Origin of the sequence: Salinivibrio sp. EAGSL (assembly GCF_013366455.1) — a bacterium.
In the GTDB taxonomy this organism is placed as follows: domain Bacteria; phylum Pseudomonadota; class Gammaproteobacteria; order Enterobacterales; family Vibrionaceae; genus Salinivibrio; species Salinivibrio costicola.
The window spans coordinates 139129-164672 of record NZ_JABWMG010000007.1 but is presented as its reverse complement, the minus strand read 5'-3'; the positions used below and the strand labels follow the sequence as shown (position 1 = coordinate 164672).

The 25544-nt window shown below is 48.9% G+C and carries 23 protein-coding genes and 1 pseudogene; 12 read left to right on the top strand and 12 right to left on the bottom strand.

The genetic code is table 11. From position 1 onward, the window contains the following. Positions 1-158: pseudogene (locus HLG76_RS06345) on the bottom strand (transposase); the annotation flags it as partial. Between the two features lie 22 nt (positions 159-180). Between HLG76_RS06345 and HLG76_RS06340 the strand changes: the two are divergent. From HLG76_RS06340 to HLG76_RS06315, 6 genes are all read left to right on the top strand, one after another. Next, complete coding sequence (locus HLG76_RS06340; protein WP_175993308.1) at positions 181-498, top strand: hypothetical protein; 318 nt, start codon at positions 181-183, stop codon at positions 496-498. Beyond that, the gene (locus HLG76_RS06335; protein WP_175993307.1) at positions 485-664 is read left to right on the top strand and encodes a hypothetical protein; all 180 of its coding nucleotides are present in this window, start codon (positions 485-487) and stop codon (positions 662-664) included. The genes HLG76_RS06340 and HLG76_RS06335 overlap by 14 nt, the downstream gene beginning before the upstream one ends. An 83-nt stretch (positions 665-747) precedes the next feature. Further along, positions 748-1329 (top strand): hypothetical protein, encoded by a 582-nt coding sequence (locus tag HLG76_RS06330; protein ID WP_175993306.1) that lies wholly within the window; start codon positions 748-750, stop codon positions 1327-1329. A gap of 514 nt (positions 1330-1843) precedes the next feature. Next, positions 1844-2059, top strand: coding sequence for a TIGR02450 family Trp-rich protein (locus HLG76_RS14980; RefSeq protein WP_175993305.1), 216 nt, complete (start codon positions 1844-1846; stop codon positions 2057-2059). Positions 2060-2272: 213 nt separating this feature from the next. After that, positions 2273-4297, top strand: a complete 2025-nt coding sequence (locus HLG76_RS06320) for a methyl-accepting chemotaxis protein (protein ID WP_175993304.1) — start codon at positions 2273-2275, stop codon at positions 4295-4297. A gap of 262 nt (positions 4298-4559) precedes the next feature. Next, positions 4560-5798, top strand: a complete 1239-nt coding sequence (locus HLG76_RS06315) for a DEAD/DEAH box helicase (RefSeq protein WP_175993303.1) — start codon at positions 4560-4562, stop codon at positions 5796-5798. A gap of 15 nt (positions 5799-5813) precedes the next feature. Here HLG76_RS06315 and HLG76_RS06310 read toward each other — a convergent pair whose 3' ends face one another. From HLG76_RS06310 to HLG76_RS06295, 4 genes are all read right to left on the bottom strand, one after another. Continuing rightward, positions 5814-6509, bottom strand: a complete 696-nt coding sequence (locus HLG76_RS06310; protein ID WP_175993302.1) for a VC0807 family protein — start codon at positions 6507-6509, stop codon at positions 5814-5816. A 128-nt stretch (positions 6510-6637) separates the two neighbouring features. After that, positions 6638-7018, bottom strand: coding sequence for a hypothetical protein (locus HLG76_RS06305; protein WP_175993301.1), 381 nt, complete (start codon positions 7016-7018; stop codon positions 6638-6640). Positions 7019-7022: 4 nt separating this feature from the next. Next, entirely contained in the window at positions 7023-8270 is a 1248-nt protein-coding gene (locus tag HLG76_RS06300; protein WP_175993300.1) for a hypothetical protein, read from the bottom strand. Positions 8271-8646: 376 nt separating this feature from the next. Then, positions 8647-9615, bottom strand: coding sequence for a calcium/sodium antiporter (locus HLG76_RS06295; RefSeq protein ID WP_175993299.1), 969 nt, complete (start codon positions 9613-9615; stop codon positions 8647-8649). Between the two features lie 220 nt (positions 9616-9835). Here HLG76_RS06295 and HLG76_RS06290 point away from each other — a divergent pair, with 220 nt between their 5' ends. Then, positions 9836-10816 carry an MDR family oxidoreductase gene (locus HLG76_RS06290; RefSeq protein WP_175993298.1) on the top strand — a complete coding sequence of 327 codons (981 nt, stop codon included), beginning with the start codon at positions 9836-9838 and terminating at the stop codon, positions 10814-10816. A 30-nt stretch (positions 10817-10846) separates the two neighbouring features. Here the strand turns inward: HLG76_RS06290 and HLG76_RS06285 are convergent, their stop codons facing one another. From HLG76_RS06285 to HLG76_RS06275, 3 genes are all read right to left on the bottom strand, one after another. Then, positions 10847-11800: a LysR family transcriptional regulator gene (locus HLG76_RS06285; RefSeq protein WP_077679469.1), complete on the bottom strand. Its 954-nt coding sequence runs from the start codon at positions 11798-11800 to the stop codon at positions 10847-10849. A 201-nt stretch (positions 11801-12001) separates the two neighbouring features. Beyond that, positions 12002-13699: a glycoside hydrolase family 32 protein gene (locus tag HLG76_RS06280; RefSeq protein WP_217706500.1), complete on the bottom strand. Its 1698-nt coding sequence runs from the start codon at positions 13697-13699 to the stop codon at positions 12002-12004. 101 nt (positions 13700-13800) lie between these two features. After that, the gene (locus HLG76_RS06275; RefSeq protein ID WP_077460941.1) at positions 13801-14793 is read right to left on the bottom strand and encodes a LacI family DNA-binding transcriptional regulator; all 993 of its coding nucleotides are present in this window, start codon (positions 14791-14793) and stop codon (positions 13801-13803) included. A gap of 284 nt (positions 14794-15077) precedes the next feature. Between HLG76_RS06275 and HLG76_RS06270 the strand changes: the two genes are divergently transcribed. Then, positions 15078-16511: a sucrose-specific PTS transporter subunit IIBC gene (locus tag HLG76_RS06270; protein ID WP_175993297.1), complete on the top strand. Its 1434-nt coding sequence runs from the start codon at positions 15078-15080 to the stop codon at positions 16509-16511. 27 nt (positions 16512-16538) lie between these two features. Beyond that, complete coding sequence (locus HLG76_RS06265) at positions 16539-17474, top strand: aminoimidazole riboside kinase (protein WP_175993296.1); 936 nt, start codon at positions 16539-16541, stop codon at positions 17472-17474. Positions 17475-17491: 17 nt separating this feature from the next. On the opposite strand, the gene HLG76_RS06260 is transcribed toward HLG76_RS06265, so the two are convergent. The 4 genes from HLG76_RS06260 to HLG76_RS06245 all read right to left on the bottom strand — a co-directional run bounded on the left by HLG76_RS06260 (position 17492) and on the right by HLG76_RS06245 (position 22734). Further along, a complete protein-coding gene (locus HLG76_RS06260; RefSeq protein ID WP_175993295.1) occupies positions 17492-19471 on the bottom strand; it encodes a sensor histidine kinase in 1980 nt (659 codons plus the stop codon). 248 nt (positions 19472-19719) lie between these two features. Beyond that, positions 19720-20742: an NADP-dependent oxidoreductase gene (locus HLG76_RS06255; RefSeq protein ID WP_175993294.1), complete on the bottom strand. Its 1023-nt coding sequence runs from the start codon at positions 20740-20742 to the stop codon at positions 19720-19722. 28 nt (positions 20743-20770) lie between these two features. Next, the gene (locus HLG76_RS06250; RefSeq protein ID WP_021023422.1) at positions 20771-21928 is read right to left on the bottom strand and encodes an iron-containing alcohol dehydrogenase; all 1158 of its coding nucleotides are present in this window, start codon (positions 21926-21928) and stop codon (positions 20771-20773) included. 200 nt (positions 21929-22128) lie between these two features. Further along, positions 22129-22734 carry a TetR/AcrR family transcriptional regulator gene (locus HLG76_RS06245; protein WP_175993293.1) on the bottom strand — a complete coding sequence of 202 codons (606 nt, stop codon included), beginning with the start codon at positions 22732-22734 and terminating at the stop codon, positions 22129-22131. Between the two features lie 228 nt (positions 22735-22962). Between HLG76_RS06245 and HLG76_RS06240 the strand changes: the two genes are divergently transcribed. The 3 genes from HLG76_RS06240 to HLG76_RS06230 all read left to right on the top strand — a co-directional run bounded on the left by HLG76_RS06240 (position 22963) and on the right by HLG76_RS06230 (position 25544). Beyond that, positions 22963-23262: a hypothetical protein gene (locus HLG76_RS06240; RefSeq protein WP_021023424.1), complete on the top strand. Its 300-nt coding sequence runs from the start codon at positions 22963-22965 to the stop codon at positions 23260-23262. A gap of 119 nt (positions 23263-23381) precedes the next feature. Further along, the gene (locus tag HLG76_RS06235; protein ID WP_175993292.1) at positions 23382-23813 is read left to right on the top strand and encodes a hypothetical protein; all 432 of its coding nucleotides are present in this window, start codon (positions 23382-23384) and stop codon (positions 23811-23813) included. A gap of 186 nt (positions 23814-23999) precedes the next feature. After that, positions 24000-25544 carry a BCCT family transporter gene (locus HLG76_RS06230; RefSeq protein WP_021023426.1) on the top strand — a complete coding sequence of 515 codons (1545 nt, stop codon included), beginning with the start codon at positions 24000-24002 and terminating at the stop codon, positions 25542-25544.

The window sequence follows — 25544 nt, the reverse complement described above, 5'->3', positions numbered from 1 at the left end:
GCTTTAAAAACAGGATTACATTGCATCGCAGACATCATCGCCATATACAACACGGTACGAACTTGAGTACGTCCACCTTGGATCACCCGTTTGCATTTATATCGCCCACTTTCTTTTGTCACGAGAGCAACACCCATGAGTAATGCCGCTTGTTTGTTTTTCTCGTTCCCACGCAGGAGCGTGGGAACGAGTTATATTGGCGCGCTCGATTTTGTTCAAGATTTTAACAAATCGCTGAGTGTTATCAGTTACTTGAATAAGGTGCCGGTGTTACCATCCATGTCGCATTATGCAGACAGCGCACAACAAGCGATAGCCGATTTCTTTGAGGTCGCGCCAGCGCGCCTTGTTAATCGGGATAAGCCCTACTCTGGCCTGGTCAAAGGACTGACTATTTTCGAGATTGATGACGATAGCGCAGTGAAGGCACAAAGCGACTTTGTTTTGTTGGCCGACCACTTACTCGACAAATTGGAGGTAAGCCATGCACAACGATGAAAAGCGCATTGCCTCGGCATTATCTAGTTCGCCTTTGTCCGCAAGTCAATTCAGTGATGTGCCGCGTCAGGTCGCTAGCCGCAAGCAATTTATGCTCTATGACAATGACGATGAAATCATTGAGCGTTTGCGCGTACTTGTTGCGCCGTCTGCCAGCCGTTCGTAAGTGATTCGAGTCGCTTTGTCAGCGCTTAATGATCTGCCGGATAGCGCGATCATAGAAAAGTTAAACCGCATTAAGGAGTGACTGTGAAAGGAAAAGTGATAGTGGCAGCATTAGCCTGCCTATTTTTAGCTGGGTGTGCAGGGTCCAAGAGTAGAGCCTATAAGAGCCCCGACACTGAAATGCCACCGTTGAAAAACGTCATGATAAACATGAATGGGTTTAGCTTTGATTTCGAAGAGGCATTTATTGATAGCTTTTGCGATGATGACTCGATTCGGCAGTGCGTCCTTAAAAATCAACTTTTCCCACCAACCAGGCGCTACCAGTCTGAAGAGGTGGTGGGTGTTCTCGCGAGAGAAAATATCGATTCCGTGATAAGAGTGGGCGCAACAAGGGCTAGCTACAAAGAAAGAGATGCTGGCTCACTCGCCTTTTTATCAGGATCAAGTACTGCGAACACCTTCAACGCTAGCGCTACGTCAGTCTCAATGACGGCCTTTTCTCGTGTCGAGCGTTATTATGTTGACGTGTGGAATGTAGACGCCAGTGAAATTGCAATGAGAATTGATGCCTCAACTAAGGGTCAAGGCATGGTCAACGTTACTGACTCCGCATTTGCGAACGCGCTTGCATCAGAGATAAAAAGGCAAATCGATAATCGCTAGATCTACCACCCTACCTGGTCATTCAGGTAGCGCAAGCTCTTCTTCACATTCACGCCGTTTTGGCTTTCTTGGCTTTCTTGGCTGTTGCGGCGTCGTGTTTTGATGGAGCGGCGCAAGGTGTAGCTATCAATGGCAATGCGCGGGTTCGCTTTATTTTCTCGTTCCCACGCTCCCGCGTGGGAATGCCTATCTAGCTCTAGCTATCATTCCAACACAATCAGCACCACGGCCAGTGTAACATTAAGCTGCCTAGAGTATTGAACCGGCTTGTTCGCTAAAGATATTGACGCTGTCCGTTATCGTTAGAACATAAATCTGGTGCAGTTTGGTGATCTTGTGGCGAATCCTGCCTATGATTCAAAATCTATATACATTCCCACGCAGGAGCGTGGGAACGAGTTATCAAAGTTGTACCCATGAGAGGCCGCACCAACCCCAACCACTGAACCAAACCGAACCACGTTCGTACTGGGTATCGTTATTTTTAACCGAATCAATATCTAACGGGGTGAGCGTGAATCAAATCAATCCAGCCAAGTTACGTAATAGCAAGTGGACGGCGGTAAAACCCATCCATCGCGAGAAGCACTTTTTGGTCTCTGACGTTGAGTATGATGAAGACGGTGTGGTGGTGTTATGCGTGCTCGAGTCAGTGCTATCGAAAAAAGAATATTCGATTGACTGGCGAGAGCTCAAAAATGATGAGAAGTGGCGTCAAGGATGGAGATAAGGTCGCCCATGAACCGAGCGCAATGTCAGGATTTGGAACTGGCGGTAAGCAGCCTCGACCGTATTCGTGTAAATGGCCTTGATGACGTTGTTGGGGGAGTTGAAGCCGGTGGATAACATGGCCGTTAAAGAACTGGATATCGTAAATATCAGCCATGTAAATCACATTCACCATCGGGCGTTTTGTGTTTTTTGTTAGAAAAGATCCACCTTCATGGTAATTGAGTTACCTGCTGCTACGCTTAAAGCAAATAGCAGTGTAGAGGACTTTGCCATGACAATCAGCCGTAAGATTAAAGCCATGGCGCTTGCCCTTTTGTTGGGGTCATTTCTTACCATTTATCTGGTTATGGAGTGGGTAGCGAAGCCCGTGTTGCAAGAACAGGTTGTGGCTGGCGCTCGACAGACCGTCACCAATATTGAAGGACGTATTGCAACAGTACTGAATGAAGGGGCGGTTTTGACCGACACACTCGCGGCGCTATCGGAAACATTGCCGTTAGATCGCGCACAGTTTATTGAACGCCTCGAGCCTGTGGTCGATCATTACGGTAACGTCGCGATTGCGGGCGGTGGTGTTTGGCCTGAACCCGATAAGCTCACGCCGGGAAAAACGCGTGATTCTTTATTTTGGGCGCGTAATGAGCAAGGCTCGCTTGATCTATTAGATGATTACAATGATCCTGCTGGCAGTGGTTACCATAACGAAAGCTGGTATCAAGCCGGGCGTGGCCTACCAGCTGGGCAATGCGCCTGGTCTGCTGCCTATGAAGATGCTATTTCTGGCACTCCAATGGTCACCTGTACCGTGGCAATTCGTCGAGATGGACAGTTTTGGGGTGTTGCGACAGTCGATTTGATGCTCTCCGGCCTGTCAGACTTATTGATTAGCCAAAACGAGACAACTGGAGGCTATGCGTTTGTGCTCGATCAAACCGATCGCATTCTGTCGTTTCCAGGTGTGCGTTCTTCAAGCCTTAGTATGCAAAGCCTGAGCGACGCAAGTAGACAATATCCGCTTCTATCCCCGCTTGTATCAGCACTAGATGTCGGCGAGCCGGTTTATCTGCCTGAAGGGGTGGTTGGCGAGAGCCGCTCGCTCCTCGTACAAGTTCCTTTGTCGGAACAGGGCTGGACAGTGGGCATGTTATTGCCTGAACCAAAAGCTTTAGCCGCATTAAATCGAGTAAGCTCGGGCTTATATATAATATTGTTACCGTTGGTGACTGTCTTTGCGCTAGTCGTGGTCCTACTCGGCCAGAGGCTAGTTCGCAGTATTAAAGAAACGACTCAGCAAGTTGACAGCCTATCTAAAGGCGACAAAGGGAGTAAGCTTGAGATTGTTCGCGCTGATGAAATGGGTGAGTTACGGCGTTCAGTCAACGAATATGGCTCTCATCTTGAAAAAATCCTCGAAGATGTCGCGAAAGAAGCCGTTGGCGTCAAAACCAGCGCAAACAGCTTACAGGCGCTGAGCCAAGATTTGAGTGATCAAGCGTCTGCGCAAATGAATGAAAATATTACATTGGCGGCATCGATCAACCAAATGTCAGCGAGTGCCACTGATGTGTCCAGCAATACCGCGACTGCCGCAGACACTGCCGAGGATGCGTCGAAATTGGTTGCAAAAGGACAGCTAGCCGTGGATGAGAATAGTGATGCTATTGCAAAACTTGCCACCACACTGAAAGAAGCCTCCTCTGTAATTGATAAACTGGCCTCCGACTCACAACAAGTTGGCACAGTGCTTGAGGTCATCAAAAAGATCTCAGAGCAAACCAATCTACTGGCATTGAATGCGGCAATCGAAGCAGCGAGAGCAGGAGAGCAAGGACGCGGGTTTGCAGTCGTTGCCGATGAAGTGCGCTCATTAGCCGCCAAAACGCAGGAATCGGCAGCCGAAATTGATGGCATTATTCAGCAGCTCCATTCGGCGGCTAGCCAAGGTGTGGAGGTGATTGAATCAAGTTATCAGTTGTCTCAATCTTCGGTTGAGCGAGCGGGTGTGGTACGTGAGCACTTTGAAGAAATTGTCACAGCGTTTGATAATATCAAAGAGCGCACGGTAAGCATTGCTGCGGCATCTGGGCAGCAAGCGCACGTAACAGAAGAGATCAGCCAACTCGCGGATCGAATCAGAATGTTATCTGAGAAGAATGCTGAAGGTGCGTCTGAACTTAAAGTAATGAGTGCTGATTCGCTAGAACGGTCTGAGCGTCTGACAAAAATCAGTCAATAACAGCAGCCATCCCCAATACATGCCCGCTGACTAAGGGCTGATAAGTCGACGCGCGAAATAATACTTATCAGTCCGATAAAATCATTTACTACGGGACTGGCGTGAGCTCAAAAATGATGAGAAGTGGCGTCAAGGATGGAAGTAACACGTACGGTGTGAGCGTCTAAAATAGGCGGGGTTATCGAGCAGAGTGTGGTAAAGTCCGCGCCCTGTCTCCACGCATCTTTGTGATGTTGGCTGCCGCTAAATAAAGGTCTCGTTCATGCCGTTTTCTACTCTCTCATTGTGTTCTGAATTGCTTCACGCGCTGCCCAACACGTTTAAACAACCAACGGCCATTCAAGCGTTGGCGATCCCAGAGCTGTTAGCGGGTAACGATGTCTTGGCATTGGCAAATACCGGCAACGGAAAAACGCTTGCGTACGGTTTGCCTTTGCTGGAAGCGTTAAACGCAAACCCTCAGCATCAAGCGCTGATTTTAGTGCCAACGCGTGAGCTGGCGATGCAGGTCAGTGACGCGATCAACCAAGTGGGTAGCGCCTTAGATCTCAGTGCCATTTGCTTGTGTGGCGGTGTTGATAAAGCGGCGCAACAACAAGCACTGGCGGACAATCCCAACATTCTTGTGGCGACGACAGGGCGCTTGGTAGATTTAGCCAACAACGGCTTGGACTTGAGCACGGTACATTATCTTATTTTGGATGAAGCGGATCGTTTGCTCGATATGGGGTTTTGGCCGGATGTGCAAAATATTGTGATGCAAACTGCACGTAAACGCCAAACCGCGATGTTTTCAGCGACGTTTTCCGATGCGCTCAAGCAAAAAGCCAACCAGCTAATGATTGCGCCAAAACAGCTCGCCGCGCATCAAGAAAACAGCACCCACCAAGAGGTCACAGAAACACTTTACTTGGTCAACAAAGGCAGCAAAGCGAAAGCCTTGATTGAATGCATCAAGCAGCATGCTTGGCCGCAGGTGTTGGTGTTTGTGGGAGCGAAAGAAAATGCCGATGGCTTGGCGAAAAAGCTCAACAAAGCGGGCATCTCGGCCAGTGCACTGCATGGCAATAAAGTTCAAACCGAGCGAGAGCAAGCCCTGGCGCAATTCAAATCTGGCCAAATCAACGTGTTGATCGCCACCGATCTATTAGCGCGTGGCATTCACATTGAACACTTACCGGTGGTGATTAATGTTGAATTGCCCATGCACGCCGAGACCTATATTCACCGCGTGGGGCGCACTGCTCGTGCTGGTGAACAAGGTGTGGCTATGTCTTTGGTGTGTCATGGTGAAATGGACGCACTGAACGCCATTCGTCAACTCACGCAAAGAGCATTGCCGGTGCAAGAGCTGGACGGTTTTCCGGTGACAGACAAACCATCGATAGGGGAAAGCAAACGCGCTCCTCGCGACAAGAAAGCCAACCGACGCACGAATGCGAAAAAGAGCATTAAGCAGTTTCAAACAAAGCCGAAACGCTCAGCGCCGGGGGCAAAGTAAGGCGTGTCAGGGTTGTTATTTGAGGTGGAAGATTTGCTCTGTTTCTAGCGATGTCATCGCGCGTACCTGACGCCAAATGTAATAGAAAATACCGAACATCATCAACATGCTAGGGATAGCAATCATCGGATAACTGTATAGCGTCATCTTACCCAGCTCTTCATTAAAGGAGGGCGTGCCCGCAGGGCTGGTCACGATCCAAGTCGCCAGGAAGTAATTCATCGCTGATGAAAACGCAAAGGTGCTGGCGAATAGATAGTTAGACCGCATCAGACAACGTTCAAAGGCTGAGGATTGACCATTCTCTTTTAAACGCTGATTAATCAACGAGAGGTTGAGCACGGTGTCATTCAATATTAACTTTTGCATCAGTGGGTAGCGGGTAAAGGTTGAGCCCAGTACGGTTAAACCGATGAGGCCCGGGATCAGCGCCTCTTTCAAGGCTAACCAACGCGTATCTAGCTCCAACAAGCCAATCCCGCCTGTCAGTAACACGCTGATAAAGCCAAGTGCAGCGATAAAATTGAATTTCTGGTTGCGGACCAGATCCATCCCGCCGTATATGAGAGGAAACGCCAAAGCGACGACCAATGCCATGGCTGTGCCTAGGTATTCATCCCCGCTCAACTTCATCAAGATGATCGAGGGGATAAAAACGTTGAACAGGATTTCAAACAGGGGACTCGGCTTCTTCGCCGTCGTGTTACTCATAGTATTTTACTGACTCTACGCGACATGAGCTGCCATTGTACTGTGCCACGCAGTGTTCATCTAGTCGCGATTGATGTAAAGCGCAAAAGCGCACCGTTGTGTAACTATGTGTGAAATAGATACGAAGATTAGATTGGTATATTTAAATATTCGGATAGGTAAGAAAATATAATCGCTAAAATTAAGCTCCAAAACCCTAAAAAGTTTAACCACATAAAGGATTTGAACTTCCAGGAATGGGACGTTTGGCGATATCGAATAAGCGGATAGGAAACGCAGTAAAGAGTAAAGCGGTTCACGATCTTATAAGATAATTGATAATCAAGCCTGCTGTGAAGTTGTTTTACATCTTTAGCAAGTTGTTGGTCTATAAATTCAATGCGTTTGATGTCATTAAGCGCCAAGATTGCGAGTATAAAGACGGCTGGTACAGCCCACAAAAAGGCGTATCCTCCAAAAATAAGTATTGAGCCCATTATTAAAAGATCCAAAAAATCAGGTGCATGCATGTAATTACTCCATAATGTACTCGTAGACTTGGTAGAGCTTATCGCCAGCGAACTCACCAGCTTGGCCACCATAGTGGCCGCCAGTAAAGCCGCCTACTATAAAAGCTGCTGGCGCGGCGACTGCAATTACTGGTGCCGAAGCGATCCCCACGGCTCCCAATAGTAATACTGTTCCGGCTGCAGCAAGTTGACCACCAACTGTGCCTGCGGGGATTGAACTTATAAATCCTACAGTTTTACGTGTAGTCGTTCTCCCACATTCACCATAACTATCAACATTACAGGCTTCATAAATGCTATCTGCGACACTTGCACCACCTAGCATTAATCCAACGTAACCACCAGCGCGTGATGCATCTACCCCAATAGAGATATTCGCGATGCGCTTTCCGAGATTACTAACATAGCCTTTGCTAATAATTTCGTCAGCGTGATGAATGACGGATTTAGTTGAAAGCTTTAGGTTACGCCTAACTTGGGTATATAAGGGGAGTTTTACGCTGCGCTTGGACAAACGCGCGAATGAGTCATCAAGCTTTTTGAACAAGCTTGCGCGTTGAGCAAAAAACGTGGCACTGGGTTTACCGTTCTTGGCCAAATCGTCGACATAGAGCTCATTGAGCTCTGACAAGATGCCTTGAATGTTCTCGAGATGTTTTTGAACAAATCCGGCGGCAATACCCACTCCGATAGAGGCATAATCATAATACTTACCGGACTCGCTTTCATCGATGGTACACAAGGCGTCGTCAGCAAAATAGTCAAGTAGCTCCAAATGACGATTAACCAATGAAAGAGAATCATCGCTCAGTTTTCCCAGCTCTAGGCTACCTATTGCCGCCTCTTCTTGGAGCGTGCTTAGAGCCTCTTTCTCTTTGGTATTCCTTGGCTCTGCGGTTGGAATAACAACGATTTCTCCTTCTCTAACAGGCTCGTTGAGGTGAGTGTTCGCTTTCTTTATAAGTTGTTGTTTTTCCTTAGATGTGTCGTCGGTAAATAGCGCTTTCCATAGCGCACTTTGAGATTGAGTTTTGGGCGACTGCATCCAAGCTAAGTCAAACATTGCTGCCTGTATCTTCTCCCAGCCTTTTTCGGTTTCCTCAATTCGATTTTTACGTTGACGTGCTACTTTTTGCTGTGTGGTTTCTTGAATCGGTGTTGGTTCCGGCACTGTGCTGACACTTGGTATCGATCCACCGCCTGCAAAGTTCTTTGCTTCTGCACGTTTGATTGCTTCCTTGCTTTCCTGCATCAATCTATGGTTAACACAGGATGCACAGTTACATGTTTCTGGACTTTTGAAAAATGGACAACGATAAGACTGTTTAGATGTGAAGTAATTCATTGAGTTTTTCTCTGAGCCAACTGAGCGTTATCACAAACGAGCGACATAACAGATGTATTGCGTGCGCGCTAACCCCCATAAAGGTTATTGTGCCTGTTTTTTAGTGCCTAATGCTAGCAAAGTTCGATACAAATGCTCGGCCTAATTTGAACCGGATGGGAAGGTAGATCAATTTATTGGAGTAGTATCGAATAAATTGTTTTACTTATTGGACTGACTTTCGTTTCGGTAGGAGCTATATCAAGCTCGGTGTGTTAAACGTTTGCGAAACCTCATCTATTTCCTACCACGTCGCATAAACCAGCATGCTGGTGTAACCCACATAGCAGGCGAGCAGTAATACCCCTTCCGCGCGGTTAATTTCGCGTGTCTTGCCAAAGCGAACAGAGACCAAAATCAGCAATACGGTCACAGCCAGCATCACCATCCAATCTCGCCAGAAGACTTCTCTACCAATCTCGTTGATGGGCTCGATAAGGCCGGCGATACCAATCACGGCCAGCGCATTGAACATGTTCGAGCCGACCACATTGCCCACGGCGATATCGTGTTCGCCTTTGCGGGCGGCGATGATAGACGCTGCCAATTCAGGGAGGGAAGTGCCGAGGGCGACGATGGTTAGGCCAACAATCAAATCACTCACGCCAAGTTGTTGCGCGATTTCAACCGCGCCCCATACCAAAATCCGCGAGCTAATAATCAGCAGCACTAGGCCAATCACCAGCCATGTCAACGCCTGTTTTCGAGAAAGTGGTTGATTGGTTAGCTCGGCATTCACCTCCTGCGCGAGCGGATCGTCGTTGGTTTGCATAGCATGCTTGATGGACCACCCAACCAGCAGTAAAAATCCACCGATTAAGATCAAGGCTTCGGTAAAGCTAATGGCATAATTCCATAGCATGGCGCCAACCGCCAAAGTGACGACGAGAAGAATCGGTAATTCTTTACGGACAATGGTGGAATGCACCGCAATCGGGGCGATCAGCGTGGTGACCCCGAGTATTAAGGTAATATTGACGATGTTAGAGCCTATCGCATTGCCCAGCGCTAACGCCGGGTTGCCATCCATCGCGGCCATCGCCGAAACCACCATTTCTGGCGCGGATGTGCCAAACCCGACCACCAACATGCCGATTAATAAAGGAGGCACGTTGGCGTACTGAGCACTCGCAGCCGCGCCGTCGACAAATCTGTCGGCACTCCATACCAACAACGCAAATCCAGCGATAATCGCAAGTGTTGCTAGCAGCATAGGTTCCCCTTCATTAATACGAGAAAATGAATATCGGTAGATAGTGACGTCGTGATAGTAGCCTATTGAGAGGAAGCTTCAACAGAAATTTAGGCTGATCGTAAAGTAAACGTATTATGACTTAAGCGCATAGACATCATGATAAAGTTTCATTTAGATCATGGGCAAGTCAGCGCTAGACTGGGAGTCATTAACCATTGGTATCGTCTAGGAGACTGATATGTTTGAAGCCCTCGTCCTCAAGCAAGAAAACAAGCAAACTATTTCACATATCGAGCAACTCGATGAGTCACAACTTCCTAACGGAGAGGTGCTTGTTGCTGTTGATTACTCGTCGCTCAATTATAAAGACGGCTTAGCGATTACTGGTAAAGGCAAGATCATCCGGCACTTTCCGATGGTACCGGGCGTTGATCTTGTTGGACGGGTACTGGCGTCTGACGACGTTCGCTACCAAGCGGGCGATGCTGTGGTACTCACGGGTTGGGGCGTTGGCGAAAACCACTGGGGAGGGATGGCGCAGAAAGCAAGGCTAAAGGCAGATTGGCTTGTTCCCCTTTGCGAGAAGCTAACTCCAAAACAATCCATGATGGTGGGTACCGCCGGATTAACCGCCATGCTCTGTGTTCAAGCTTTGCTTGATGCGGGGGTCCAGCCTGGTAATGGCCCTGTTCTCGTGACCGGCGCCAGTGGTGGTGTCGGCTCGGTCGCTGTGACCTTATTAGCGCAATTAGGCTTCGAAGTTGCAGCGGTGACAGGTCGCGTGGAACAAAATGAGTCGTTACTGAAAACACTGGGTGCCAGTCAAATCATTGAGCGTAGTTCTATGGAAGAGCCGCCTCGACCGTTAGAAAAACAATGCTGGGCCGGCGCTATTGATACCGTGGGTAGCCAGGTTTTGGCGAAAGTCCTCAGCCAAATGAATTACGGTGGCACAGTGGCTGCCTGTGGATTAGCGGGTGGCTTTGATCTGCCAACCACTGTCATGCCATTTATTCTACGAAATGTGTGCTTGCAAGGAATTGATTCCGTTAGCTGCCCGCGTGAAAAACGTATTGCTGCGTGGGAGCAACTCGCGTCGCTATTACCGGCGAGTTACTTTGAACAAGCGTGCAATGAAATTACCCTAAACGAAACGCCTGATTTTGCCGAGAAAATCATTAATGGCCAAGTATCTGGCCGTACTGTCATCAAGCTTTAATCAAGCGCGTTAAAAAAGAGGTAAGGTCCACTAGGGCCTTACCTCGTCCAATTTAATGTCTTTAACACGTTTAGCAATCAGTTTCCCACACTCTTCTTTGAGGATACCTCGCAACCACTCCTGTGCGGGTGAATGTTCACAGCGTGGGTGCCAAATCATCGAGTAATCGAACGGTGTAAAATGAAAGGGGAGTGATTTCACCACCAGATCGTAACGATCGGACACCAAGAAGGCTAAGTCGGCCGGTACTGTGATAATGAGTGGTACGGTGTCGATAATCGCCAAGGCGGCCTCTAAATGATACGCCCTAAGTACCATTCTTCGTGCGGGTTTATCCTCTAATGCGCTTTCAATTAGCGCTTTTACACCATCACTGATTGCGATCATCGCATGAGGAAATTGCAGATAGTCATCCAGCGTCATACGCTGATCGGCAAGTGGATGCTGTTTTGATAAAAGGCATAGCACACCTACTCGCCCGAGTGTTTCATGCTGTAACAAGGCCTCGGGATGACTAGGCCGACATATCGCGAGATCTGCCCGGCCATAGGTGAGTTGCTCTTTTAGTCGTTCATTTTGAAGCGGCAAAAACTCAAATGCGATATTCGGGGCTTCTTGATAGAGACGTGGAAGCGCAAATGGCAAGATGGTTTGCATCGCATAATCGGTTGTTGCAATCGTAAACGTCTGCTCGCAACACATAGGATTAAAATCAAGTGGTGATAACAACTGCTGAAAAGATGCGAGTGGTTGATCCAGTGCACGATTTACGGATAGGGCTTTTTCTGTTGGGATAAGATGTTGCCCTTGGCGGGTAAACAAGGGATCTGCGAGTAACTCTCGTAATCGCCCTAATACGCGGCTCATTGCGGATTGACTTACGTTTAAACGCGCCGCTGCTCGGCTTACGCTGAGCTCTTCAATTAAAATACGCAACGCGACGAGCAAATTTAAATCTCGACGATAAATTTCTTCTATTTCCATATCATGCTTAGCTGAACAATCAGTTGTAACAGTGTAACCAATACAACAAAAAACATCCCTGTCGATATTGCGTTGGATTAATTGAAATTGCTAAATCAGCTTTTACTTGGAACATATTCGTTGATCGTGACAAGCGCCTCTTCAACCAAGTCGCCTAACCTGTTTAGTTAGGGGGTTCATTTTCTATTTTCTCTTATCGATTTAACCCACACTCGCCTTCTTTAACGCATACCAATCAATCTCCTTTGGTAGGGGGACATCGTGATGATCGCGTGTCACAGCAAGAAAGGTCGCGTCGGTAGCGCTGAAATAACGACTAGTCATTGTCCATTGGCCATTACTGATAAAAAACTCTAATGAGCTGGTATCGGCGAGGACTTGTAGCGGTAACTCTTCCAACTGCTCAGGCAAGTGAATACAGCGACGGGTGTCTCCTTCCGTGGCGAGGCTTGTACTTCTATCAAGCGTTAGGGTGCGATTGTTGCCGTCAATGGTGAGGGCACAACCAGACGGCTCCGTCGATGTCGCATGAGGAGCAATGCCACTGCGACTGTGAAAATACAGGGTGTATTGGCCGCTGTTTGGAATGGGTAGATTGGTACTGAGCTCAAATTGCTTAGTGCCCAAATCCACGGTGGTCGCGTCGCTCCCGGTGCGAATCACTAAAAGTTGCTGAGGACCTCTGAGGCGTTGCAGTGCGGTCGCTGGACGCTGATAAATTTGCCCATTTTCCCAGCGTAACTCACGTGGACAGGTTAACTGATGCAACCAGCCCGCACTTTGACTGGGTTGATCCACCTCGTCTGGGAGACCCATCCAAGCTATTAGCATGCGCTTATTGTCAGGGGTCTGAGCTGTCTGTGGCGCATAAAAATCAAACCCATGATCCAGTATCTGCCAGTCATCAAGTTTGATGCCGTCTGCTTCTAGTGTGGCTTTGGCGTAACCATTGTGGTGAGGCACGTGGTGATCGGGCGTTGGCGCTGTGCTGCCTTGTGGGCAGAGGATACACAGCCATTGGTCGTTTAATGGGAACAGATCGGGACATTCCCACATATAGCCATGGTCGCCGAGGCTGTCGCCACTCAATCCGTCGTAGCGCCAATGCAGGCCATCAATGGAGGAATACTGCGCCAGGCGACCTATTTTGTCTTCACGCTGTGCGCCAAGTAACATCCGGTAGTGTTCGCCATCATCAATGACTTTGGGATCGCGAATATGTTCGGTGACGCCAGCAGGTGGGGCATCAATCACTGGCCCAAGCTTTTCAAAGTGAATGCCATCGGTTGACCGAGCCACACACTGGGTGGTTTGGCGTAGGCGCTCAGGGCCAATACGGGTGTTGCCGGTGTAATAAAGCCATAAGGCGTCGTTTATTACCATGGCGTGACCCGAAAACACCCCGTGACTGTCATACCAATCGCTGGGGGTAAGACCAAGGGGCGCGCTACGCCATTGCACCCCATCAGGGCTGATTAAATGCACCCAAAATTTGTCTTTGTGCTCGCAGGCAAAAGGATACCACTGATAGAAAAGGTGATAGTGCCCTTGAAAATAGATAAAACCATTGGGGTCATTGAGCAGCCCTTGAGGGGGACTGATATGCCAAGTTGGACGATGGAAGTCTGTCTTGCTGATTGAAGCGTAGCAGGGCGCGGCTTGCTCACGCAGGTTGTAATCGATAAGGCGTCCCAGAGCCGTCAGTGTGTTCTGATTCACGGGGTGAGCAAGTGTGATTTGGCGCAGCGAATGGTCAATCGTATTGATTGAAAGGGCTTCTTGGTTTACGCGCTCAAGCTCAATGAGCTCAATGATTATTTTGCCTTGATGACGCAATACGCGGCGCAGATTATCTGCGCCACCGCACGCATCAACCAAGCTTGCTGGGGTTATTTCCATCTATCCGTACCAATGCTATTTTCGGGAACGTTCCAAAAATAGCGAATAAGAGGGTAAGAGTGCAAGTGGAATTTACCTCTTCTGCTTAACATATCGCCTTTTTAGGGGCAGGTGTCACGGCTAACGTAGTTAAATCCCATCACTAATTTAGAGACATGGCTTTGTCCCGTTTCCAGTAATTCAAGCAACATTTTTGCGCCGCTTTCACCTGCCGCATCAAAGGCATAGTTAAAGGTGGATAGGCTCGGTGATACTACGTGTGCAAGCTCATCATCACCCACACCAATCAGCTTCACAGTGTGACCCGGTGTGATCCCATGTGTTTGTAGGGCTTGGATGGCACCAATAGCAATACGGTCGGTGGCGCAAAAAACGCCGTCTGTCTCTGGATATTGATCGAGCATAGCGGTCATCGCGACATGGCCAGATTGAATCGAGAATTGCCCTTGATAATGGAATAAAGGTTCGGTTTGACTGAGTGTGGTCAACGCATTCTCAAGTCCTTGATAGCGCTGCTGATCAACCGCGATGTCTGCGGCTTGCACACCTAGGAATCCGATACGTTGACAACCGGCTTTAATCAGTTGCTCGCCGGCGCAAAAGCCAACCCGGTAATCATCATGAATCACGCTGGGGATGCTGTAAGGAGAGCCATCTTGACCAATCACCACGACTGGTGCACTCGAGCGCTTAATTGCTTGGACCAAGGCGGGGTTGAGTGTCGATGCAAACAGTAGGATCCCTTCTACGCGTTTTTGGTTGAATAAATCGAGATAATGACAAATACGCTGATCGTCCTGGCGAGTGTTAGCCAAAAGCACTTGTTTCCCTTTTTGATCAAACACATGACTCAGGCCATCGACACTGGCTGACATGGCGTGGGATGACACTCGTGGGACAATGACACCGATAAGGTTAGTTTTATTGGATTTTAAATCCTTAGCGATTTGGTTAACGACATAGCCGCATTGCTCGATGGCGCGGTTCACTTTTTCAATGGTCGCTGGTTTCACGCCATATTCTTGGTTAATTACGCGTGACACGGTTGATTTGGAAACACCCGCCAAACGGGCGACATCATTCAAGCTAGCCATGAGTTCTCCTTTGCTTAGCGCATCATCATCGGTGCATTTAGTGCTCCTTTGCAAACAAACCTATCCAAACTCCCTTTTTTTAGTGATTGATATCACATATATGGCAGGGAGTGCACCATGATTTACTGATCGGTATCACAGCCATAATCCCTGATACTTGATGGATTAAAGGATTCAGCTCATTATTTTCGGGATCGTTCCCGAAAGTGTGGAACGTGTGACGGCCACATTAGAAAAAATAGCGACGGTGGCAAAGACAGTGAGAGCGTGCAGGGGAAGTAGCCATGAACTACCAAAAAATAGCACAACAACTACTCGATAAACTGGGTGGAAAAGAAAATATCGCAGCGGCGGCACATTGTGCCACGCGGCTAAGACTCGCACTTCATGATGATAGCCTCGCGGATTTAAGCGCGATTGAATCAATTGAAGGTGTGAAAGGGCAGTTCCAAGTCAGTGGTCAGTTACAGATCATTTTCGGCTCGGGCATTGTCAATAATGTTTATGCTGAGTTCAGCAAATTGACGGGTCAGTCAGATATGTCGTCGAAAGACGTCGCTGCCGCCGGTGCCGAGAAACAAAATTGGCTACAACGTGCGGTAAAAGGGCTGTCAGACATTTTTGTTCCCATTATTCCAGCCATTGTCGCCGGTGGTCTGTTGATGGGGATTTTCAACATCCTCACCGCGCCAGGTTTGATTATCGATGGCAAGTCCTTGATTGAGGCCTACCCACAAATGGGTGATCTGGCCAGTATGATCAATACGTTCGCCAATGCGCCATTTGTGTTCTTACCTGTACTGCTTGCGTTTTCTGCGAGTAAAAAGTTTGGTGCTAACCCCTTTTTGGGGGCCGCGTTAGGCATGTTAATGGTTCACCCAGACTTGCTTAATGGCTGGGGCTTTGGTGGTGCGGCAGTGTCTGGAGATATCCCGGTGTGGGAAATCTTTGGCTTTGAGATCGAAAAAGTCGGTTATCAAGGGTCGGTGCTGCCGGTGCTGGTTGCCACCTATATTCTCGCACAAGTGGAGCAAGGGTTACGTCGCATTATTCCCTCAGTGTTGGATAACTTGCTGACCCCCTTGCTGGCGATTTTTATTACCGGACTGATCACCTTTACCTTGGTAGGCCCGTTTACACGAGAGCTCGGCTTTTTGCTCGGCGATGGTCTGAACTGGGTCTATGAATCCGCAGGGATGATTGGCGGTGCTTTGTTTGGCTTTGTGTATGCACCTTTTGTGATCACCGGGATGCACCACAGCTTTATCGCGATTGAAACCCAATTATTGGCCGATATTGCAGTCACTGGCGGTACCTTTATTTTCCCTATCGCGGCGATGTCAAATGTGGCGCAAGGTGCAGCCTGTTTAGCGTTTGGGCTAAAAACCGCGGATGTCAAAGCGAAAGGGATTGCGATGCCTGCAGGGGTGACAGCACTGCTCGGGATCACTGAGCCTGCGATGTTTGGTATTAACCTTAAATACCGTTATCCGTTTATTGGTGCGCTTGCAGGTGCGACCTGTGCCGGGGCTTTTGTCACCTTCTTTAAAGTGAAAGCACAAGCGTTGGGCGCAGCGGGTTTGCCAGGGATCATCTCCATTCGCCCTGACGGTGTGGTGCCTTATATCATTGGTATGGCGATTGCCTTTATTGTAGCGTTTTCCGTAACTTATGTATTGGGCGCCCGTAAAAAATACGCACAAGCTGCGGCGGCGTAATCGAGTCTTGAACGAGGAGCAAGCGTAATGAGCAAGGTATGGGTTACCGGTGATGCCGTGGTGGATTTGATCCCTGATGGCGAGCATCACTACCTGAAATGTCCAGGTGGTGCCCCGGCTAACGTCGCCGTGGCAGTCAGTCGACTTGGTGGACAAACAGGCTTTATTGGCCGTGTTGGTGGCGATCCGCTTGGTCGTTTTATGCAGACTACCTTAGCGAATGAAGGTGTGGACATTGCGTTTATGCATCGCGACGAGGCGCAACGTACTTCAACTGTATTGGTCGAGTTGGATGATCATGGTGAACGAAGCTTCACCTTTATGGTTAAGCCCAGTGCCGACCAGTTTGTTCAGCCGTACGACTTCCCATTGTTCGAAGAAGGGCAGTGGTTGCATGCTTGCTCCATTGCCCTTGCGAACGAGCCATCACGCTCTGCTACACTCGGCGCGATGCAGGCATGTCGTGATAATGGTGGCTTTGTCAGCTTTGATCCTAATTTGCGTGATGATCTTTGGCAAAGTGAATCACAGATGTTAGAGATTGTGTGGCAAGCCTTGCCGTTGGCGGATGTGGTTAAGGTGTCTGATGATGAGCTTGTCTTACTCACTAAGCACCTACGCACTGAAAATAACTCTGTGAAAGCAGGGTTAGCCGCATTATCTGAGCGCGCACCGAATGTGTCTTTGTGGGTGGTGACACAGGGCAGTGAAGGTGCCCGCGTCGCGTTCAACCATACTGTTTGGCAGGTGCCGACCACACCGGCAAACGTGGTGGACACCACAGGCGCAGGTGATGCGTTTATGGGCGGTTTGCTTGCTGCGCTCGCCCAGTTGCCTGAGTGGCAGACACCAGAAGCAGTCACCAAGGCAGTGCGCCAAGGCAACCGTTGTGGCGCGCTGGCTACAACAGAAAAAGGGGCAATGACTGCATTACCCACAGCGGATCAGCTCAGCATTGAATAGCGCCATATCCGCGCAATTCACGACGCGCCCTCACTGTTGGGTAGGGCGCGTTCGGGGGCGATAAGCGGCAGGGTAATGGTGAAGCAGCTACCGTGTTCGGGCTCACTTTGTACCTCAATGCGACCACCGAGGATGCCGGTGACGAGGTTGAAGGTGATATGCAAACCAAGCCCCGAACCACCTTGCCCGAGTCGGGTGGTGTAAAAGGGATCAAAAATACGTTTTTGTACTTCGGGCGTCATCCCTGCGCCATCATCATGTATGCGGATACTCACACTCTCGGTTGTCGCCATGGTGGCTATGATGTGTATGTGCCCAGTGTCACGCCCGATAAACGCATGAATTAACGCATTATTAATTAAGTTGATCAACGTTTGGGTGAGTGCACCCGGGTAGCTGTTAAGCAGAATACCCGCTGGAATAGCGACTTCGAGCTGGTGCGGCGCGCGCTGAAGTGTCGGTCGCATCGAGAGAAGGACTTCGTTCATCAACAGATGTAGTTCAAAGTCGCGTCTGTGGTCACTGGTTTGATCCACCGCGAGTTGCTTAAAGGCACGAATTAATTCGGAGGCCCGTAACATATTACGTTCAATAATACGTGTCCCGTCTTCAACATGGTTGAGAAACTGATCGAGGTCGTCGCGGGTGATTGGCTGCTCGAGTTTGTGAACGAATTCGTGTTTGGTATCGAGTATCGAGGTGGAAGACATCCGGGCGTTACCGATGGGTGTATTCAACTCATGCGCCACGCCAGAGACCAACGAGCCGAGTGATGCCAACTTTTCATTCTGAACCAATTCCTCTTGAATCGCTTCGAGTCGTCTAAGTAGTGACTTAAGTTTTTCACCGTACGCGTTAACGGCTTGGCGCAATTCGCCTACCTCGTTCATCTTACCTACCGCCAACTCTTGGGTGGTTTCACCTTCAATGAGCTCTCGGATTTGCTGGGTGGTCTGTTGAATTTTACCTAATAGGTTGCGAGCGGTAATCGCGGCGATAATTCCCACAACGAGCAACAGCCCGCCAATGGCGAACATCAGGAACAGTCCCATGCTATCGGCAGCCGCTGTCATTTTGCTTTTGGGCACGACGAGACCGATCACCCAATCGGTTTGAGGGTATTTAATAATATGAACGTAAGCGGCTTCGTTTAGCACGCCGTCGTTCTTTATCGTGATCAGTTGACTATCTTGGAGAGATTGACTTGCCTGCAACGCTTCTTGTAGCCAAGGGAGCGCTTGCTCTAACTCGGTAACCGTTCGCAGCGTATTTCGATAAGGATTAAATCTTACCGCTACTTCGGGGAAGCTTATCGCTTTGTTATCAGCGTCCAAGGCGAACACATAGCCATCGTTTTCTTTGCCATAACGAGACAGAATGTCGGCAATGCCGCTCAGCTTCATGTCGACCGTTGCCACCCCAACAAAGCGATCGTTTTCTTTCATAGGCACGGTACAGGTAATCATGGATTCTTTGGTAAACGGGTCGATATAAGCGTTGGACCAACGGCAGCGATCGATAGGTGCTTGTTTTCCTGCTAGGTACCAGCGTTCATTATGGTAACCCTTGCCATCAGGGTTGTTGTAATCATCATAGTATTCCATATCGGGTCCTGTGCGGCCCCAAAAAAAACTACGTCGTTCTACGCCCGGTGTGAAGGTGTTGGGCTCCGGCCAGATCCCCCCACCGGCAATCGTGGGATCGCCATGATTGTTAAAGATCGGGGGAAAGAGGCTGCGGAATAGCGCTTCGTCTTTAGGAAGGTTGGTGCCCTTTAAGGCGATCGTACTGGTTAACAGTTCGATCTGTCCGAGTTTGGCATCGAGCAAGTCCAAGAGGCCATGCTGGCTTATGGCGATTTTTTGGTGTCGCTGGTCAATCAAATCGGGCTTTACTTTCCATTCGACCACGGCAAAGATTGTGAGTAGCGCCATGACGAGAACAAGCGCGAGACCGAAAGCAATTTGGTGACGGATTGTTGGGGTAGGAGTGGGCATTGGAGATACATCCTTTCTTCTCGATTGGCTGCCGTGCGCACAGATCGCCTATTACTGCCAGTATTAATCTAAGCTCAGCAATGATGATTAAGCCATCTCTCATCAGTGTAGCCCTCAGTGTGCATTTATGTGGTGAGAAAAAGCATATGTGAAAAAGTACACGTAATAAGCATATAAAAACCCCCTTAGCTATCCATCGCTAAGGGGGAGGCAGGGTTTTCGGTATTGCGAAATAAAGCGTGCGAGCTTTATTTGATATTGACGACCATCTTGCCGAAGTTACGGCCTTCTAGCACATCAATCAGTGCTTGCGGCGCTTGCTCAAAGCCATCCACCGCGTGTTCACGGTAATGGATTTGGCCTTCGCCGACCCATTTGGCCATATCATGCGCGAACTCAGGGTAGCGGTGCGCATAGTCATCAAAGATAATAAAACCTTTGATGGTTAAGCGCTTAACCAAGATGGTGCCCATCAACTGTGAGAGGCGATCTGGGCCATCGGGCAAGGCAGTGTTGTTGTACTGTGATACCAATCCACACACTGGAATGCGAGCACCGGTGTTGAGCAGTGGCATTACACCATCAAACACTTTGCCCCCGACGTTTTCAAAGTAGATATCAATGCCTTGTGGACAGGCTTCAGCGAGCTGCTCGGCAAAGTTGTCTGCTTTGTGGTCGATACACGCGTCAACGTTGAGGTTTTCACGTGCGTATTGGCATTTTTCTTCGCCACCGGCAATCGCTACTACGTGGCAACCTTTTAGCTTACCAATTTGCGCAACAGTTGCGCCGACGGGACCGGTTGCCGCTGCTACCACGAGGGTTTCACCTTCTTTGGGTTGGCCAATATCCAGTAAGCCCATGTAAGCGGTAAAGCCTGGCATCCCTAAGATGCCGAGCGCGTAAGAAGCCGGCGCCAGATCCGGATTGAGTTTGATCAGCGTATCGCCGTTTACAACTGAATGCGTTTCCCAACCTTTGTAAGCGAGTACCCAATCACCCGATTGGTAATCGGCATGGTTAGACTCCAGCACTTTACCCACGGTGGCACCGACCATTAGGCCATCAATTGCCACTGGCTCGGCGTACGATTTTGCATCACTCATACGACCGCGCATGTATGGGTCGATAGATAAGTGGTGGTTTTCAATTAAAACGTCATGGTTGCCGAGAGCAGGAATATCCACTTCTTCTAAGCGAAAGTTCTCTGCAGTAGGCGCCCCTACGGGGCGCGATGCAAGAACAAAACGTTGGTTCATTGGTGATGACATGTGTGTCCTCCCTTATTCAGTACGGGAATTAAAGCGCGGCTTGCAGCACGCGGCGGCAAACATCCGGGGTCACATCGCCGTGCTCACCGAGCTGAGTCATGCCGTGCTGAGTTAAGCTTTCAATCAATGGTTCAATCGCGCTTTCGTCCAAGTCATAGTCGCTCATGCGTGTTTTCACGTTCATGCGCTCAAAGAAATCGCGGGTTTTCTCAATCGCTTGTTGAGCCTTTTCTGCTTCGCTGCCTTGCTCAATATGCCAGACACGCTCAGCAAATTGTGCGAGCTTGGCTTGTTTTTGCTCAAACTTCTCATTCAACATTGCCGGCAACACAACCGCGAGGGTTTGTGCATGGTCCAAACCATGTTGGGCAGTCAGCTCGTGACCAAGCATATGGGTTGACCAATCTTGTGGTACACCCACGCCAATCAAACCATTCAGCGCGAGAGTCGCGGTCCACATCAAGCTGGCACGGATGTTGTAATCTTCCGGGGTTTCCAGAGCTTGTGGGCCAAGCTCGATCAAGGTTTGTAGCAGGCCTTCAGCGAATCTGTCTTGTACTGGCGCGTTAGCTGGATAAGTGAGGTATTGCTCAACCACGTGAACAAACGCATCAACGGCACCGTTGCCGACTTGACGGATAGGTAAGGTATAGGTTTTTACCGGATCCAACACTGAGAATTGTGGAAATACCAATTCGCTCATAAACGGCAATTTCGCTTGCATTGACTCGCGATTGACCACCGAGCCCTTGTTCATTTCTGAGCCAGTAGCAGGCAAGGTGAGCACGGTGCCAAATGGCAGCGCGGCTTCGATTTTGCTGCCCATGCTGGTGAGAATGTCCCATGCATCACCATCGTATTTCGCTGCTGCTGCAACAAATTTGGTGCCGTCGATCACCGATCCACCGCCGACAGCGAGCAGATAGTCGTAACCTTCTTCACGCACTTTTTCGACCGCTTTCATTAGCGTATCGTAGCGTGGGTTGGGCTCAATACCACTGAACAGGCCAAATTGACGCTCGCCAAGTGCTTGTTCAACTTCACCTAAGGTGCCGGTTTTGCGTGCACTCTGGCCACCGAAAAGAACCAAAACTTTTGCTGCGGCTGGGATGAGCCGATCCAGCTCGGCAATTTTACCTTCGCCAAAAACGATACGTGTGGGATTGTAGAACTCAAAGTTGTTCATTGCTCATCCTTCCTTTTCATTGTTGTCAGTCAATCAGTCTTCTCGTTTGATTAGACCGGTCGTCTAGTTAGCGTTTATTTAAAACCCGCCTTGGCGGGTCTTATTGAAATGCTTGTTTTATCGAAAAACTGGAACTGAAATGCTCACTAGCACCTCCTCGTTGTTCCTCGTATGCTGCGTTTGTTCGTTTGACTTTTATACTAGTCAGCCAAGCCGAGTTTTTGTTGCGTAATGGTCATCGCCTGCGCTAGATGGCTGTCATTACGGTGCAGTTTTGTTAACAGTGTTGCCCCTAACCATAGCTGGTAAAGCGTCGTCGCGGTGGTTAAGGCGTTGTCATGGTTAAAGCTGCTTTCGTCGAGCGCGAGTGTACTCGCTAAGCTACCAATCAGTTTGTCGGTGCCATCACGCAACGCAAGCCGCATGGGCTCGGAAAGATCTGCCACCTCAGCGCTTAGCTTAACGACCAAGCAAGTTTGAACGGGATCCATACTGCAGTACTGGGCCTGCCAAAGGGTAAAGTAGCGATGAACTCGCGTAATAGGCGGCAGCGTAGTGTCTGACAGCAAACTGTTTACTTCTGCTAAATAACGCGAAAAATAGTGCTGCAATACCGCCTGACCAAATTGCTCTTTTGAAGCAAAATAATGATAAAACGACCCTTTCGGGACGCCGGCTTTTTTTAGTATTGCGCTAAGACCCACACCACTAAAGCCAAACTGCGCCATTACATTAACACCCGTATCCAGCAAATGCTGGTGGGTAGCGTTGTGGCTGGTGTGTTCTAATGTGCTACTTGATTTCATGTGGTGTAGCATAATGAAGATTAGACCGGTCGTCTAGTGTTGTGTGTGATTTTTTTATCAGGGGATACAGCAAGGGGATTTAACGCAACATCACCCAGCCTGAGTGATATTTCCCGTATTTTAAGTCCGAAAAGCACTAAGCTGTTGTGCATTGTCGGATTTTTCTTCTAATCTTGATGGTGAGAGAGAAAAGGCGTAAATACGCAGTAACGGAACGCGGGAGGGCCGATGAATGTACTATCTTGTCAGCATGTCAGTGAGTTGATCGATCAGTCGATTACGCTTATTGACGGAACAGATACTGAATATGCTATGACGCTTGTTCGTGTTGATACCCATCCTGGTCATGGCGATGAAGTAAACGACCATTACGTCGAGAATTTTAGTTTGGTATTAAAAGGTCCTGAAGACACGCGCTTTCCTCAGGGAAATTATTTGCTCAGTCATCCAGAGTTAGGAGAGCAGATCCTCCATATGCTACCTGTAGGTGATGCGACGTATACCATCACCATCAATACCCAAGCCTGAACAGCTATTCTTACTGCTGGTTAAATAACCACCACTCAACCACTTAGCACTTTCTTTTGATAGATTAGTCGCGCAAATTAAGTAGAATAAAGCGGCTAAGCTAGCAGTAGGGAGGTTATATGTTTGCCTGGCTGAGTGGCTTATTTGAAAAAGAACAGCTGCAAGCGTCTGTCTGGGTGAGAGACATCGTGGCGAGTAATCCGAAAGGGAGCTACGCCAAATACAAAAATTACTATGATCGCCACATCAATCGGATCCTCAAAAGTTATCACAAGGATTTTCTCCGCTTTGAGAAGTTCGCGGTACGTAACTATAAGCAGAGCGATCAATCCGTCTTTATGGCAGTTAAAGTCGCTAGCTATGCCTACCAGCTTGGGCAGTTAAAAGTGGCGGCTTGTATTACTGCTGCGGTGATTTCTACCTGCAACCGTGCTAAAAGAGGCGATGCACAAGTTCACCCCAAACTGTATCGCGCGACGATAGTGTTGCATAAAAAAATCCTAGAGACAGGTAAGACGACGAAAAAACAAAAAAGCGCAGAACCAGCTTGATAGGTCACAAGCTGGTGGCTTTTTGTGCATTTAATAAAAATGTCATAAACCTATTCAGCCCCCGCCAAATCTGAATAAGTGATGTCTGTCACGGTTTCTATTCCATCCCTATGAGTCAATTTGTTCTGGTCATTCATTCGCCACACTGATAGAGTCCCATCCCTCACACACCTTGTGAGCGAACTAATGCTTAAATCTACACAAAATAACGACCGACTTGTTGCCGTATTTACTATCGGCTTTGTCGCTGTATTTCTTGCCTTTGCCCTGTTTGACCTAAAACACTTTTCCTCTGTGATCCAGTCTCTATTCTCTGAGTCTGCCAACCTTTTTGGTTATTGGTGGCAGTGGCTAATGGTCATCAATTTCGTATTGGCGCTAGCTATTGGCGGCAGTAAATTTGGTAAATTGAAACTTGGCGCCACCGATACCGTCTCAATGAGCCGTTTTCGTTGGGTTGCGATGATCATGTGTACCCTGCTTGCCGGCGGTGGTGTCTTTTGGTCAGCGGCTGAGCCTATCTATCACTTCATGACGCCACCACCAGCACTGGGTGAGATGGAAGCGGGTGTGATGGAGACCGTCGCCCCTGCGTTAAGCCAAAGCTTTTTCCACTGGGGCTTCTTAGCCTGGGCGGTATTAGGCACCTTGGCGACGATTGTACTGATGTATGCGCACCACCAGGCAGGCGTACGCTTGCGTCCTCGTGCACTCTTGTACCCTTTGCTCGGTGACAAGCTAGAAAATCACTGGCTTGGCTCTGTGATCGACGCTTGTTCGATCATTGCCGTAGCTGCCGGAACCATTGGTCCAATTGGCTTCTTAGCAACCCAGTTGGGTTATAGCTTGGAAAGCTTTGTGGGCATTGAAAATACCATGCCGATGCAAATGCTGATCTTGGCTGCTGTCGTGGCTATTTATTCCATCTCTGCGTTTACCGGTATGGATAAAGGTTTGCAATGGCTGAGCCGTATGAACGTTATCGGCGCCGCAGTGTTACTTGGTGCGGTTATCGTGCTCGGTCCTACCGGCTTTATCTTTGAGCAATTTGGCTCGGGCTTTAGCTACTACCTGAACAACATGCATACTCTCGCACTGAATACCGATAATGGTGGCTGGAACGCATGGTGGACCTGGTTCTTCTGGGGCTGGTTTATTGGTTTTGCTCCGATGATGGCTATCTTCATTGCGCGCATTTCTAAAGGCCGTTCGATTCGTGAGCTAATTTTCGCTGTTGCGATTTGTGCTCCAATTGCCACTAACTTCTGGTTCTCAGTATTGGGCGGTACCGGTATCTTCTATGAGTTGCAATCACCCGGTAGTATTTCTGGTCCCATGGCGGATGCCGGCTTACCCGCGATTTTGATTGCGTCACTGTCACAGCTGCCTTACAGCGTGATTCTGATCCCAGCGTTTATGTTGCTTACCACGACATTTGTGGCAACCACTGGCGATTCAATGGCGTATTCGATTGCGATGGCTGTATCTGGTGATAACCAACCAACCCGTAAACATCGCCTGTTCTGGGCGATTGTGATGGGCGTGGTCGCTGGTGTGCTTCTGCTCGCCGGAGACGGTGGTTTGAACGCGCTCCAGTCGTTCATTGTGATCACTGCAGTGCCTGTGTCTTTCTTGATTGCATTTACCTTTATCACCGGCCCGATAGCCGTGATGCGGATGCAAAAAGAAAAAGAAGCGAACCTAGCGCTAGAGCCTGCGACGGCCAATTAA